General features: G+C 53.8%; 11 protein-coding genes. 7 read left to right on the top strand and 4 right to left on the bottom strand.

What is annotated here, in order from left to right; translation table 11 throughout:
* Positions 1 to 121: 121 nt before the first annotated feature.
* A complete protein-coding gene (locus D467_RS0112525) occupies positions 122 to 1,369 on the top strand; it encodes a PQQ-dependent sugar dehydrogenase (protein WP_051081740.1) in 1,248 nt (415 codons plus the stop codon).
* A gap of 63 nt (positions 1,370 to 1,432) precedes the next feature.
* Here the strand turns inward: D467_RS0112525 and D467_RS0112520 are convergent, their stop codons facing one another.
* Positions 1,433 to 2,812 (bottom strand): aminotransferase-like domain-containing protein, encoded by a 1,380-nt coding sequence (locus tag D467_RS0112520; protein WP_018917864.1) that lies wholly within the window; start codon positions 2,810 to 2,812, stop codon positions 1,433 to 1,435.
* Positions 2,813 to 2,948: 136 nt separating this feature from the next.
* Between D467_RS0112520 and D467_RS0112515 the strand changes: the two genes are divergently transcribed.
* Positions 2,949 to 4,121: an MFS transporter gene (locus D467_RS0112515; RefSeq protein ID WP_018917863.1), complete on the top strand. Its 1,173-nt coding sequence runs from the start codon at positions 2,949 to 2,951 to the stop codon at positions 4,119 to 4,121.
* A gap of 11 nt (positions 4,122 to 4,132) precedes the next feature.
* Here the strand turns inward: D467_RS0112515 and D467_RS0112510 are convergent, their stop codons facing one another.
* Positions 4,133 to 5,068: a cation diffusion facilitator family transporter gene (locus D467_RS0112510; protein ID WP_018917862.1), complete on the bottom strand. Its 936-nt coding sequence runs from the start codon at positions 5,066 to 5,068 to the stop codon at positions 4,133 to 4,135.
* A 98-nt stretch (positions 5,069 to 5,166) separates the two neighbouring features.
* On the opposite strand from D467_RS0112510, the gene D467_RS0112505 reads away from it, so the two are divergent.
* From D467_RS0112505 to D467_RS0112485, 5 genes are all read left to right on the top strand, one after another.
* Positions 5,167 to 5,727 (top strand): GNAT family N-acetyltransferase, encoded by a 561-nt coding sequence (locus D467_RS0112505; RefSeq protein ID WP_018917861.1) that lies wholly within the window; start codon positions 5,167 to 5,169, stop codon positions 5,725 to 5,727.
* Between the two features lie 110 nt (positions 5,728 to 5,837).
* Positions 5,838 to 6,674, top strand: a complete 837-nt coding sequence (locus tag D467_RS0112500) for an alpha/beta fold hydrolase (RefSeq protein ID WP_018917860.1) — start codon at positions 5,838 to 5,840, stop codon at positions 6,672 to 6,674.
* A gap of 196 nt (positions 6,675 to 6,870) precedes the next feature.
* Positions 6,871 to 9,498 carry an aconitate hydratase AcnA gene (gene acnA / locus D467_RS0112495; protein WP_018917859.1) on the top strand — a complete coding sequence of 876 codons (2,628 nt, stop codon included), beginning with the start codon at positions 6,871 to 6,873 and terminating at the stop codon, positions 9,496 to 9,498.
* Positions 9,499 to 9,535: 37 nt separating this feature from the next.
* Complete coding sequence (locus D467_RS0112490) at positions 9,536 to 10,267, top strand: ABC transporter substrate-binding protein (protein WP_018917858.1); 732 nt, start codon at positions 9,536 to 9,538, stop codon at positions 10,265 to 10,267.
* A gap of 10 nt (positions 10,268 to 10,277) precedes the next feature.
* The gene (locus D467_RS0112485; protein ID WP_018917857.1) at positions 10,278 to 11,189 is read left to right on the top strand and encodes a GntR family transcriptional regulator; all 912 of its coding nucleotides are present in this window, start codon (positions 10,278 to 10,280) and stop codon (positions 11,187 to 11,189) included.
* 60 nt (positions 11,190 to 11,249) lie between these two features.
* Here D467_RS0112485 and nirD read toward each other — a convergent pair whose 3' ends face one another.
* A complete protein-coding gene (gene nirD / locus D467_RS0112480) occupies positions 11,250 to 11,639 on the bottom strand; it encodes a nitrite reductase small subunit NirD (protein ID WP_018917856.1) in 390 nt (129 codons plus the stop codon).
* Positions 11,640 to 11,809: 170 nt separating this feature from the next.
* A complete protein-coding gene (gene nirB, locus D467_RS0112475; protein ID WP_018917855.1) occupies positions 11,810 to 14,320 on the bottom strand; it encodes a nitrite reductase large subunit NirB in 2,511 nt (836 codons plus the stop codon).
* Position 14,321: the final 1 nt, after the last annotated feature.

Below are 14,321 nucleotides of genomic sequence, written 5' to 3'. Positions count from 1 at the left end.
TACAGGCGGTATAAAAAGTAAGGCCTCTAACTATATTTGCCGTTTCGCTGAAGCCTTCTAGTCTAGTCAGCAGGTGCTGTATCCCGCTTGTTTCATTACAAATGCCAGGAGTGGCTGATTTATGTATAAACAACGACGTGGTTTCATACCCTTAAGGCTAAAGCGTGCAGTTTGTGCAGTAATGCTGTTTGGCACAGCAGGGGCGGCGTATGCCGATGTCAGTGTCGGTGAGGATATCATCGGGAATGGCTATGAGAGTGAAGAGGCCAATTTCAATATAGTGCAAGTGGTCTCCGGCCTTGAGCATCCTTGGGCAGTCGCTTGGCTCCCTGATGGCCGCATGCTGGTAACAGAGCGTCCGGGACGTATGAATTTGATCGATGGTGATGAGGTAATTGCGCTGGGTAACCTGCCGAAGATTGCCGGTTCAGACAATGATGAGACGCCGGTTGAAGGAGGCGGTCAGGGTGGGCTTCTTGATGTAGTGGTACACCCGGATTATGACGAAAATGGGTGGATCTACTTTACCTTCTCAAGCCCTGGCGATCCTCGCGCGTTTAGTACGTATGAGCCGGATTACGGTACCGGGCTTGCGGTCGGGCGTGCGCGTATTGATGCGGATAACGGTGAGCTTACCGATGTCGAGACGCTCTATACCCAGGTGCCACGTACGCATCCAGGTGCCCACTATGGGTCTCGCATTGTGTTTCCAGGTAATGGTGAAATCATTTTCCCGATTGGGGATCGCAACGCACAGAATCTGCCCCAGGACCTCACTAATCCTGGCGGCAAGATGATTCGGCTTTTGGAAGATGGCGGCGCCCATCCGGATAATCCTTTCATCGGCGTAGCACCGGGCAATTTACGCCCTGAAATTTTCTCCTACGGGCATCGCAATAATCAGGGACTAGCGCTGCATCCGGAAACAGGTGAGCTATGGGCCATTGATCATGGGCCCAACGGGGGCGATTTGCTCTACCGAGTCGAGGCGGGTAATAACCACGGCTGGCCAATGATTGCCTTTGGCACTGAATATACAACGGAGGCGCATATCGGCCTGGGTACTGAGGCGCCGGGCGTAACGGCCCCTGTTCATGTCTGGGAAGAAAATATGGCACCTTCTGGTATGACGTTCTATACAGCAGATGGCGTGACCGAATGGCAGAACAGTCTGTTTGTTGGTTCACTTAAGCTTGAGCAGCTTCATCGGCTAGTGCTGGATGGGGACAACGTTACCCACGAAGAGATATTGCTAAGTGATACGCTTGGGCGCATCCGCGATGTGCGCCAAGGGCCGGACGGCATGTTATACATCGTGACCGATGAAGAGGATGGCGGAGTCTATCGGCTTGAACCCGAAGATGCTTAAGCTATCGTAACGGCTAGCGTTAGCCGCTGGCGCTTAGAAGGCATCTATAAATAGGTGCCTTTTTTAGGTTAGTGCTTTAATAAAGAGCTGAGCCCTTGGGTCTTGTAGGTAGGCGACATTCAGGCGCAGCCATGGCGTGGTTTGATTGTCAGGAAAAAACAAATGGCTGGGCGATAGCATGATGTCAAAGCGACGTGCGCTAGCCGTTATTGCCTCCTCATCCACAGGCGGTTTGGCCCATACAAACATGCCGCCTGTCGGCTTAGTGAATACTTCCCAACCGGCTTGTCGGAGCTGCGTAAGCGCCAATGCCATCTGATTGGAAAGCCGAGTTTTTAAGCGTTCAATGAGTTTTCGATAGCTGCCGTTTTGAAGCAGCGTGATCAGCACCTGCTCAGCAAAACGCGAGGAGGAAATGCTGGTCAACATCTTGATATCCACAAGCCTCTGCACTAACGAAGGTGGGACGGCAATAAAGCCCACCCGCAGCGATGAGGAAAGCGTTTTGGAAAAACTGGCCAAGTAAATAACCCGTTCAAGGCCATCCAGGGCTGAGAGTCGTGTGGTCGGTGTATGCTGAAAATCAGCGTAAATATCGTCTTCTACAATAGTGAAATCGTACTGTTGGGCGAGCTGTAAAACGCGATGTGCAATCGCCGGTGTCAGCGTACTGCCGGTCGGGTTGTGAAATACGCTGTTCACATAAAAAAGCTTAGGACGATGTTGTGCTAACAGGGCCTCCAGGCGGTTAATATCCGGCCCATCAGCAAGGCGCGGTACTCCTATCACGCGGATACGCTGTAAATGCAGCAGGCCGAACAGGTTGTAATAGCCCGGTGATTCCACAAACACCACGTCGTCGGGCTCAAGCAGCATTCTCACCAATAAATCCAGTGAATGGCTGCCGCCGCTGGTCATGACAATTTGCTCAGCATTTGCCGTTATTGCGAGTGGGCGCAAGCGTTCCTGGATCAAGCTACGAAGCGCCAGCAGTCCTTGGGGTGTGCTGTATTCAAAAATTCCTGATTGGCTTTTACGCGTCACCTGGCGAATAGCGTAGGTCAGGTCTTCGCTCTCACGCCAGGCATTGGGCAACCACCCACAGCCCAGTTTTAGTGAGTGTTCATTAGCGCTAAAAAGCCCCCATAGGCCATTGGTAACTTCTTGAAGAGGGGTAGATGCTAACGATGGCTGGGCAGTAACGGCTGCTCCATCAGCGATAAAGAACCCGGAGCCGGGCCTTGAGCGAACCAGGCCAGAGGCCACCAACCGTTCGTAGGCGTCAATAACCGCGTTACGGCTAATATCGTGCTCTGCCGCCAGGCGGCGTATGGAAGGTAAGCGACGCCCCCCTGCTCCATTTTCTTGAATCCAATGGCGAATACTCTCTTCAAGCTGCTGCGCAATCGGGATAGCGGCATGTCGGTCTACCTGAAGTTTCATAAAAATCTCTGCTGCCTGCCACTGTTCGCAAAAACGCAGGAACAGTGCTTGGGTAATGATGAATAAGTGTACCTTACCTCCAAGCGGTAAGGGTGCGAGCGTAATGGCTTAACCCACGACCCGTTTAGGAAAAAAGATGAACCGATATAACGCACCCCGGTTGGCTTTTGCGCTATGCATGATTACCACTGCGGTTAATTTGCAGGCACCGCTTTACGATATGCTAGCGGCGAAAGCAGGCGTCGGGGTGGGGGCCGCCTCACTCGCGTTTGCCTGTTACGTAGCGGGCGTCATGCCGGTATTGCTGGGTCTTAATGGGCTAGCGGATCGAGTGGGCCCTAAACCGTTAATCATTGTCGCACTTCTTCTCTGTTTAAGTGCCACCACGCTAACACTGTTGATGCCTGGCTTGATAACGCTGGGGGTTGCACGCTTTTTATTGGGCATTGGTACTGGGCTGACCTCAGCCGTCGCGCCTGGATATATGCATCAGTTGCTTAATCGTGACGACAGTCGCGAGGCAACGAAGTACGTAACGTCTAGTACGGCGCTTGGATTTGGTTTGGGTGCGGCGGTTACCAGCCTGTTTATTTTCCATACGCCCAGTGTCACGCCGCCAAGCCTATGGCTGTATCTGGGCGCTGGCATAGTCGCGTTAGTCGCTGTAATGCCGCTGAAAAATATAGCGCCTGCTACTACCCAAGGCGCGATGTGGCGACTGCCAGGTTACCCGTCGGGAACATTGAGCTTTGGGCTAGCCATTTTACTTGCATGGGCAACCGTAGGGCTGGTGATTGCTATATTACCCTCCACGTTAAGCCAGCACGGTTTAACACCTTGGAGTGGTTTTGCCACGTTTGGCATTTGCAGCTGCGGGGTATTGTTTCAGCCTTGGGCACGTGCCTTGACACCCGCTAAGGCCACGGTACTAGGGCTGATGGTTTTACCTGTCGCCTACGGATTAATCGCCTGGGGCGCCCTTCAGGGAAGTCTAATAGCTGTGTTACTGGGAGCGGTTGCGGCCAGCAGCGCCTGCTATGGATTTATTTATTTGGGCGGATTAAGTGGTGTGCTGGCCATTGCCGGCACGTTCTCTACCCAGGCAAGCGCTGGGTATTTTTTGATGGCGTATGTGGGATTTAGCCTTCCGGTAATTACGACGGGCGCTCTGATTGATTCAGTCGGGCATGTAGCCGCATTGAGGCTATTTGGCGTGGCGTTACTGGTGGGTGTCATCGCCACGGTTAGCTTGCTGCTCATCGGCCCGAACAAATCCTCCGGGCGACTGGCTGCCATTCGGCAGCCATAAATCGTGCGCTTTTAAGTATGTCGCTCAATCAGCAACCCACAGGAAGGCGCCGCCCAGTGCGTATTCGCGGTAAACACCACATCACATACCACCGGCGAGTAGCAGCGGCGTATCTCATCATCGATACGTGCGCGTAGAGCGTCTTGGGCCTTTAACGAGGCGCTGGTGCCTTCTTCGCGTAAAACAATGTGTACCATGACATAAAGTAAGCGGCCGGGCCGCACCATGCGCACGCGTACCTCCTGGGTATGCGTGCCAGCCAGCGCTATGGATATGGCTTGGCGCACAGGAGCGGCAATTGCTTCATCAGGCGTTTTATTAAGCAGCTCTTTTAGGGCTTGGGACGCCATACGCACGGGTACGCCCAGGCAAAGCAACACCACTGCCATGACCAGAACGGAATCGACATACGCCACTACGTTGTTCCAGTTCAGCCACTCAAACACCATTACCATACAAAACGCTGCGAGTACCGCGGCGGAAATGATGCTATTGACTACCCAGTTGAGTTTGTCGGCCGCAATTAGCGGACTATGGGTATAGCGCTGGCTGCGATGCATAACCCACGCGGTCACCGAGCAGGCAAGCGTCGCAAACAGCGCGTAGATAACGGCAAGGCCTGCAGCAATTTCCCGACCACCCGTTAGCAAAGCGGCAATGGCATCTACCAGTGCAAAGACGGATACCCCTAGAATCAGTAGCCCTTTGCATAGGTTAACCAGCGACTCGAAGTAGCTGTAACCAAATGGGTAGGATTCGCTATCCGGGCGGCTGGCTAGTCTACTTACCTTGATCGTCACCAAAGCTACGCTAAAGTAGATAAGGTTAAATAACCCATCGAGCAAAATAGCCTGGGAATTGGAGGCTAGCGTGGCGGTAATACCGGCACAGCCGATCAAGAGCGCCATAAAGGCAGAAAAGGCCAGCGTGCGTGCTTCTGTTTTCATGAATGTTTTGGCTCCAACGCCATTCGTATAACCCGCTAGCATAGCAATATTGATAGCTTATTCACTAACCATAGCTGCGCCTACAAGGACGAACGGCGATGACTCCACAAAGAGATGTACGTATTCGCCATGCCAAGGGTTTAACCTTCAGCCTGTTAACGCCTGAAGACGCCTTTGAACTGTTGGCGTTTGAGACCGCAGAGCGGGCGTGGTTTGAGCAGCATATCGAAGCGCGCAGAAAGCAGTTTTATACCCCGCATGGTGTGTCACAGCATATTGTTGAGTGTCTGGCACTCAATGCTCAGGGGCGTATGAGCCCTCAGCTTATTCGCCATAATGGCGTCATTATCGGGCGCGCCAATCTGCGTGATATTGATCAGGGCAGTGCTCAGGTCGGCTATCGCCTTGCTGAAAACGCCTGCGGGCAGGGAATCGCCCAAAAAGCGCTTCATCACTTGATGAAAGAGGCCCGCTGTATTTATGGTCTGGACACGCTGACAGCGACTGTTTCGGTTGAAAACAAGGCATCTCAGCGCGTGCTCGAAAAAGCCAAGTTCACATTAGTTGAAAAACTGTCGGCTTATTCTCACGTCGCCGATCAGCACCTGGAGTGCGTGGTGTATCAATGTGCGCTAAGGGAAAAGGTTGAATGCCCGTAAGCTCAAGCTGTTCCCATACGGGCTGATCGTCTTTTGGTAAGTGGTAATAACGTGTACTAACCTTTAAACGCATTAATGGACAAACATTACGCCAACGGGAGGGTTTAACAATGCCTATGCTGAGCGTCGGCACGGAGCAGGGTACGCCGGTAGAGCTTTATTACGAAGTATACGGAGCAGGTAAGCCCGTGGTACTTATCCACGGCTGGCCATTGAGCGGCCGTTCCTGGGAAAAGCAGGTGCCCGCCCTAGTAGAAGCAGGCTACAAGGTTATTACTTACGACCGCCGTGGGTTTGGTTGGTCCACCCAGGCAGATGGCGGGTACGACTACGATACGCTGGCCGCCGACCTGAAAAAGCTGATTGATACGCTTGATCTCCACGACGCTACGCTGGTGGGCTTCTCCATGGGCGGTGGCGAAGTGGCCCGCTATCTTGGAAGCTACGGTACTGGCCGCGTGACAAAAGGCGTATTTGCCGCTGCCGTTCCGCCTTACCTGTATAAGGCAGACGATAACCCGGATGGTGGGTTGGATGACGCGACCATTAACGGGTTTTTGGAAGGTGTTCGCGGTGACCGGATCGCTTTTCTCGAAGACTTCACCAAGGATTTTTTCTCAACCGCTGAGAACAGTGACTTAATCAGCGAGCCCAATCGGCTCTATCATCGCGATATCGCCGCCTTTGCCTCGCCGCTAGCCACCTATGAGTGTGTTAAAGCGTTTAGCTATACCGACTTTCGCAAAGACCTGCCCAAAATCGATGTGCCTACGCTGATACTCCATGGCGATGGCGATCAGATTGTTCCGTTTGAGGTCAGCGGGAAACGCGCCGCCGAGCTTTTATCTAAAGCGCAAACGCATGTCATTGAAGGCGGACCGCATGCGATTAACACAACCCACGCTGATGAATTTAATAAAGCGCTGATCGATTTTCTTAATACTTAATGGCTAATGGTTGTAAAGCGCTTCTAACGCCGCCTATCAGGCGGCGTTTTCGTTGGGGAAAACCAACAGTCGATTTCTTCAAAACAGAAATCGGCTAAAACACTATATTGTATTTTTGATTCATAAAGTGCAATTATGGCGCCTGAGATCGACTCATCAATCAATAACGACAATCGTCAGATACGGCAGCTGAACTATGCACAATATTGAGAAGCTAACCCACTACACGCATGGCAATTTGACGTTCAAGGGCCATGATTACGCGATTATCGAACTACCCAAATTACTCGGCGAGACGCTTCACAAGCTGCCCTATGTGCTGCGCCTTCTGCTTGAAAATATTATGCGTAATACGACGGGTGAGGAGCGCAAGCGCAGTGCTCAAGCGCTTTTGAGGTGGCTGGAAAACGGCACGAGCAGTGCCGAAATCGCCTTTCAGCCGGGGCGGATATTGATGCACGATACAACGAGTACACCTGCGTTAGTCGACATTGCCGCTATGCGTGACGCAATACGTGAAGCGGGTGGTGACCCTGAAGTGCTTAAACCGCATTTACCGGTAGATGTTTCAGTAGATCATTCGCTTGCTGTAGAGGTGTTCGCCAGCAGCAGCGCCTCAGAAGACAACCTTCAGCATGAAATGCGCCGTAACCACGAGCGGTATCGTTTTTTACGCTGGGCCTCTAGTGCACTTGAAGGCGTGACCATTCACCCACCGGGCACCGGTATTATGCACACGCTAAACCTTGAGCAACTGGCCACTGTCGTAACCACTCAAGAGCGTGGCGAAGAACGCTGGATGGTGCCCGATACGATGCTAGGTACTGATAGCCATACGCCAATGATTAACGGCATTGGTGTATTGGGCTGGGGAGTAGGTGGCCTGGAGGCGGAAACGGTAATGTTTGGTGTCCCCACCATGCTGCGCATTCCCGACGTGGTGGGGGTTAAGTTGATAGGCACACTGGCGCCGCAAGCACAGGCCACCGACTTGGCGCTGATAGTTACTCAGCGCTTGAGGGCGCTAAACGTAACGGGCAAGTTCGTTGAGTTTTTTGGACCGGGCGTGGGCACCTTAACGGCCGGTGATCGTGCTGTCGTGGCTAATATGGCGCCTGAGTACGGTGCCACTACTGGTTTTTTTGCGGTGGATGAGCAAACCCTGCGCTATCTTGACCAAACAGGGCGCTCAAAAGAAGCCGTTGAACGGGTAAAGCACTACTGCAAAGCGACAGGGCTTTGGTTTGAAGCCGATGAGCAGCCTACCTATACACAGTGTATAGAGATTGATTTAAGCGGGATTGGTGTACAGGTCGCCGGGCCTACGCGACCCCAGGATGTGCATGACTACACCTATATGGGAGAAGTGTTGTCACAGCTTGAATTTAAGCCAAGTGCAGTATCTCACCGCGCAGTTTCAGACCTGCCTCGCCACCCCGTAGCGATTGCTGCCATTACCAGCTGCACCAACACGAGCGATCCACGCCTTATTATCACCGCAGGGCTATTAGCCAGAAAGGCTCGCCGCTATGGATTAACACCGCCTGCTTGGGTAAAAACCTCGCTTGCTCCAGGCTCACCAGCAGCGGCTACCTATCTCAAGCGGGCGGGGCTAATGGATGATCTGGCCGCTATCGGCTTTGATATCGTCGGGTATGGGTGTACCACCTGCATCGGTAACTCGGGGCCATTGACCCCAGAGATCAGGCAGGCACAGAAAGCAGGCAACTGCCGTGCAGTAGCGATGCTGTCGGGTAATCGAAACTTCCCTGGCCGCGTGCACCCAGATCTTGACCTGGGTTTTATCATGTCGCCTGCGCTGGTTGTGGGTTTTGCCCTGGCCGGTAATGCCGAGCATGATTTCAAGCAGCCACTGGCGGAGTACGAAGGTAGGAATATCTACCTGCGTGACCTATGGCCTGCCAGGGAAGACGTCGATGCCGCGTTAGCCAAGGCGCTGAACGCTGCCGATTTTGCAAAAGATTTCAAACAGGCAAGCCGTAACGCCCGTTGGGGGGCTCTGGATGTGCCTAAAACAGCAACCTTCCCATGGGAGGAAACCTCCAACACGCTGCGCCGCCCACCGTTTGCTGCGGTATCCGAGGGCAGTCAATTAGGCCATTACACTGCTTACCCGCTGCTGATAGTCGGTGATGATGTCACGACCGACCATATATCACCTGCCAGCGCCATTCCGGCTGATAGCCGTGTCGCTGACTATCTGGTTAAGCGCGGTGAACGTCGTGACGATCTAAACGTTTTTGCCTCACGCCGGGGCAATTGGGAGGTCATGGTAAGGGCCGCCTTTCACAATAAAACGTTAAAAAACTATCTTGCTCTTGATGCACCGGTTGCACACACGCGTCATATACCCAGCGGCGATGTTATGCCTCTTTTTGAGGCAGCCAAGCGCTACCGTGAAGCCAATGAACCCGTTGTAGTCGTCGCGGGTGAGCGCTACGGTATGGGGTCATCGAGAGACTGGGCTGCAAAAGGGCAGCGGCTGCTGGGCGTTCGTGCGGTACTTGCCGCAAGTTTTGAGCGTATTCACCGCTCAAACCTGATCGGCATGGGAATTTTGCCGCTGAACTTACCCGCGGGCGTTAGCTCAACCACGCTGAATATTGAGCCGGGTGATCAAATCGAAATTCAGGCGCAGGCCGATACGCTAACCCCTCGCGCTCGGATTCAAGTTAATATTTTAAGAGTGCAAGGCGGGATAGAGACGCTAATGGCTATCGCCCAGGTCGATACGCAGGCAGAAATTGCACTGCTTAAAGAAGGCGGCGTCATTCCCTCTCTACTGAAAAAAACATTGGCCTGAGTAATACTGGCCAAACCATTCATAAGGAAAGTGATAAGTGAACGATATTAACCGGTTAAGAGAGCTAATGGCGCCCACCGGCGTGTTGCGCACTACTATTAACGTGGGTAACCCGATATTGGCGGGACTCGATGCCGACCAGCAGCCTTATGGTGTTTCGGTTGATTTGGCAAAGATGATCGCACACAGGCTGGAGGTTGAGCTTGAGCTTCAAGTATATGCCTCTGCCGGTGAGGCCGTTGCCGTTGTCAGCGATGAAAAGGCCGATATGGGCTTTTTTGCGCTAGATCCCAAGCGTGCTGAAAGTATTCAATTTACCGCGCCTTACGTGCTGATTGAAGGCTGCTATCTGGTGCGCGAGGATTCGCCAATTACGGATCAGCAAGAGGCTGACCGCCATGGTCAGAAGATCGTGGTTGGTAAGGGCAGTGCTTATGATCTTTACCTTAGCCGCGCTATTCAACACGCCGAGCTGGTTAGAGCCCCTACTTCTCCGAAAGTGGTGGAGTTTTTTATTGAACACAACCTGGATATCGCCGCAGGCGTGAAGCAGCAGCTGGAAGCGGGTATTGAAGAGTTTGGTGGTTTGCGGCTGTTGCCTGGGCACTTTATGACGATCCAGCAGGCGATGGGCGTTCCGAAAAACCGGCCCCAGGAAGCCGCCGCTTTTCTGTCCGCGTTTATTGAAGAGGCAAAAGCGGAAGGGGAGGTCGCTCGCTTGTTAGCCAAGCATAATATTCAGGGTGCCTCGGTCGCGCCAAGCGCTTAAAGGATGGGTCGTGGCTAATAGTGCATCTCCTCTTACCGCTGAGCTTTTGGCAAAGCGTATTCACACGTTGATTAATGAAGAGGCTATACCCGTAGGGAGCCACCTGACGGAGGCGAGCTATGTAACGAAATTGAAGGTCTCGCGAACGCCCATTCGTGCGGCCTTCCAGTTTTTGGAAGAGCAGGGGGTGGTGAAGCGCCAGCCTAATCGCGGCTTCTTTTTAGTGGATACCAAGCGTGGGCTTTTTGCCGATGCTGACGAGCCGCTAGAGCAAGGCTCTTCTATCTCGCCACTGTGTTTTACGATTGGCGTCGATTATTTAAATAATCAGATTGCCGGAAAAATTACCGAGGCGGAACTTGCCAAAAAATACACGCTTGGTCGCAGCACGATTCTTCAAGCGATGCATGCCATGGAAGCCGAAGGCTGGGTGTCCAGGCTTTTGGGCTATGGGTGGGAATTTAATGAATTCTTAACCTCTCAGGCAACGTATGATCAGTGTTTTCGTTTTCGTCTGTTAATTGAACCCGCCGCGTTAAGAGAGCCTGGCTACCAGATTAATAAGAAAGTCTTCAAGCAGTTAAGGGAATCGTTAACGGAGGCAGTGTCTGAAGAAGGTAGCACGATCTCTGAGCGTCAAATGTATATAAACGGCACCTACTTCCATGAAAGTATCGTTAACGGCTCAAATAACCAATTTCTGATTGAGAGCCTTAAGCGCGCTAATAGGCTGCGTCGCCTGATTGAATACCACGTTTATGCCCGGCGTGAATCGCCAGTGCCTGAGTATAAAGAGCACTTGGCGATTCTTGACCTGCTGGAGGAGGGGGATAATCAACAAGCGGCTGTCTATCTAACGGAACACCTGGAGCGAACGCGTCAGGAAAAAATGCGCATTGCCCAAGGTATTTTTGCCCGTTAACGGCACGGTAGGGAAAGATGAAGCTGCCTCTTGCATAGGCATCCGCTTCGCCTATGTGGCTTATTCCTCAATCCACACATCAGCTCCTTTAAAGCTCACCTTCCAGGTAGCTAGCTTGACGCTGTCGTCTTCCACGCACTGGCCATCTTCCAAACGAAAGTGCTGCTTGTAAATGGGTGACGCCACCACGGCGGCGCCCTGTATATCGCCCACAATACCGTGGGCGATCACATTGGCGTTGGAAAACGGGTCGTGGTGATCAATGGCGTAAAGCTCACGCTCAAAGCCCGGCAAGTAGAATAGCGCGACTTGCGTCGGCCCCTGTGGCGTTTCAAGCCACGCAGCAACCCCGGAAAACGCGACCAGATCAGTTTTGCTGCACAGTTTCTGGCCGGTCGGTGCCTGTCTGCTTTGCGTAACCGTTGCTTGCTTCACTGCGGTAGCGGTCATGGAGTAGCCCCTTTAAAGTGATGTTGGTTAGTCTTTGTACGAAAACTGCTTGCGCTCGACCATACGGCGTTAAAAATCAGCTCAAAATACTCATTTACACTCGTAAACTCCGTTTTTTCGCTAATTTTTGCCTTGTCTGGTCTTCGCTCAGCGACTTTTCGTAACAAACCCTAGGCAGGCCGTAGCTGGCCGCGCTCACTGGTCATGATGATCGATGGGTCGGGGCGGCTGTCGTTGACGTAGCTTCTAAAGCGCTTGAGCTTATCCGGGTCACTGATGGCGCCTGCCCATTCGCACTGATAGTTATCCACCACGGTTTGCATCTGGCGCTCCAGTTCATCACCCATGCCCAGGCTGTCGTCGAGAATTACCTCTTTCAGATACTCCAGCCCGCCTTCCAGGTTTTCCCGCCATACCGAGGTGCGCTGCAAGCGATCCGCCGTGCGCACGTAGAACATTAGAAAGCGGTCGATGGTGCGGTAGAGGGCTTCATCGTCAAGGTCGGTGGCAAACAGCTCAGCGTGGCGTGGGCGCATGCCGCCGTTGCCGCATACGTAAAGGTTCCAACCGTTTTCGGTGGCTATAATCCCGATATCCTTGCTTTGCGCTTCGGCGCACTCGCGGGTACAGCCTGATACGCCAAACTTGATCTTGTGCGGTGCACGAAGGCCCTTGTAGCGGTTCTCAAGTTTGATCGCCATGCCCACGCTGTCCTGCACGCCGTAACGACACCAGGTGCTGCCCACGCAGGATTTCACCGTACGCAGCGACTTGCCGTAGGCGTGTCCGGTTTCAAAGCCGGCCTCGATCAGCTCGCCCCAGATCTCAGGCAGGTCTTCCAGGCGGGCGCCGAACAGATCAATCCGCTGGCCGCCGGTGATCTTGCTATAAAGGCCATACTTTTGCGCTACCTGACCCAGCACCACCAGTTTATCCGGCGTGATTTCCCCGCCTGCAATGCGCGGCACGACCGAATAGGTGCCGTTTTTCTGCATATTGGCCATGAAGGTGTCGTTGGTATCCTGAAGCGGAATATGCGCAGCGTCGGTAATCGGCTCGTTAAAGCAGGAGGCGAGAATGGAACCGACCGCAGGCTTGCAGATATCGCAGCCCAAGTGGTGAGTGCTAGGCGCGCCGTGCTTTTCGATCAGCTCGCTGAAGGTCTTGATGCCCTCCACACGCACGATGTCGTAAAGCTCCTGGCGGGTGTGCTGAAAGTGCTCGCAAATCGACTTGTCCACCTCAACGCCGCGTGCGGCCAGCTCATGATCCACCACGCTTTTCAACAGCGACGCGCAGCCACCGCAGCCGGTGCTGGCGCGGGTATTGCTTTTTACCGCCCCCAAGTCGCTGGCGCCTGCGTCAATGGTCGCGCAAATGCTGGCCTTGGTGACGTTATGGCACGAGCAGATCATCGCTGTTTCCGGCAGCGCGTCCGGGCCAAGTGCCGGGGCGGCGCCGCTTTGCGGCAAAATCAATGAGGCGGGTTCTTTGGGCAGCTCGATACCGTTGGCGTAGTACTGAAGCAGGGTGTCGTAGACGCTGTTATCGCCCACCAGCATGGCGCCCAAGAGCTTCTTGCCGTCGCTTGAGACCACCATCTTGCGGTAAATCTGGGTAAGTGGGTCAAGGTAGCGAAACATCCGTGCGCCGGGGTTTTGATTGCCGTGGGCATCGCCAATCGAGCCGACGTCTACCCCCAGAAGCTTGAGCTTGGTGCTCATATCGGCACCGGCAAAAGAAGCGTCGCCGTCGGTGAGCGTCGAAAGCGCTGTCTTTGCCATCTGATAGCCAGGCGCCACCAGGCCAAAAATGCTCTGATTCCACAGCGCCACTTCGCCAATGGCTAAAATCGCCGGGTCGCTGGTCTGGCACTGATCGTTGATCACCACGCCGCCGCGCTCGCCAATTTCCAGGCCGCACTCCCGGGCCAGTTGATCGCGGGGACGAATACCCGCCGAGAACACGATCAGGTCGGTTTCCAGTATCTTGTCATCCTGAAACACCATGCGATGGCGGCTGGCTGCACCATCTTCAATGCGCTGAGTGGCCCGCTCGGTGAGTACCTGAACACCCAAGGCTTCGATTTTTTCGCGCAGCAGCTCGCCGCCCTCGCTATCCACCTGCATGGGCATCAGGCGTGGAGCAAACTCAATCACCGCGGTTTCCAGATTCAATCCGCGCAGCGCGTTGGCCGCCTCCAAGCCCAGCAGGCCGCCACCTACCACAACGCCGGTGGCCGCACTTTGCGCCGCCTCGCGGATGGCGTCCAGGTCGTCCAGCGTGCGATACACCAGGCAGCCTTCGCGATCGTTACCGGGAATAGGTGGCACGAAGGGGTAGGAGCCGGTGGCCAGTACCAGGTGATCATAGGCGTAATTGCCGCGCTCAGTAGCGAGCGTTTTTGCCGCGCGGTTGATGGATATCACCGCTTCGCTGCTGTTGAACGTAACGCCATGGCTTGCGTAGTAATCGCCATCGCACAGTGCAAGGGCTTCGGCGTCGCGGCCCTTGAAGTATTCAGAAAGGTGCACGCGATCATAAGCACGGTGGCGCTCTTCGCCAAACACGGTGACGTTCATCTGTGACAGGGCACCGTTTTCAACCAGCTGCTCGACCAGGTGGTGGCCGACCATACCGTTACCAATAATAATCACGTTGCGTTTAGAGGTGATGGACATG

The sequence above is a fragment of the Vreelandella zhanjiangensis DSM 21076 genome, from assembly GCF_000377665.1.
GTDB classification, from domain to species: domain Bacteria; phylum Pseudomonadota; class Gammaproteobacteria; order Pseudomonadales; family Halomonadaceae; genus Vreelandella; species Vreelandella zhanjiangensis.
This window is presented reverse-complemented; position numbering and strand designations above follow the sequence as displayed.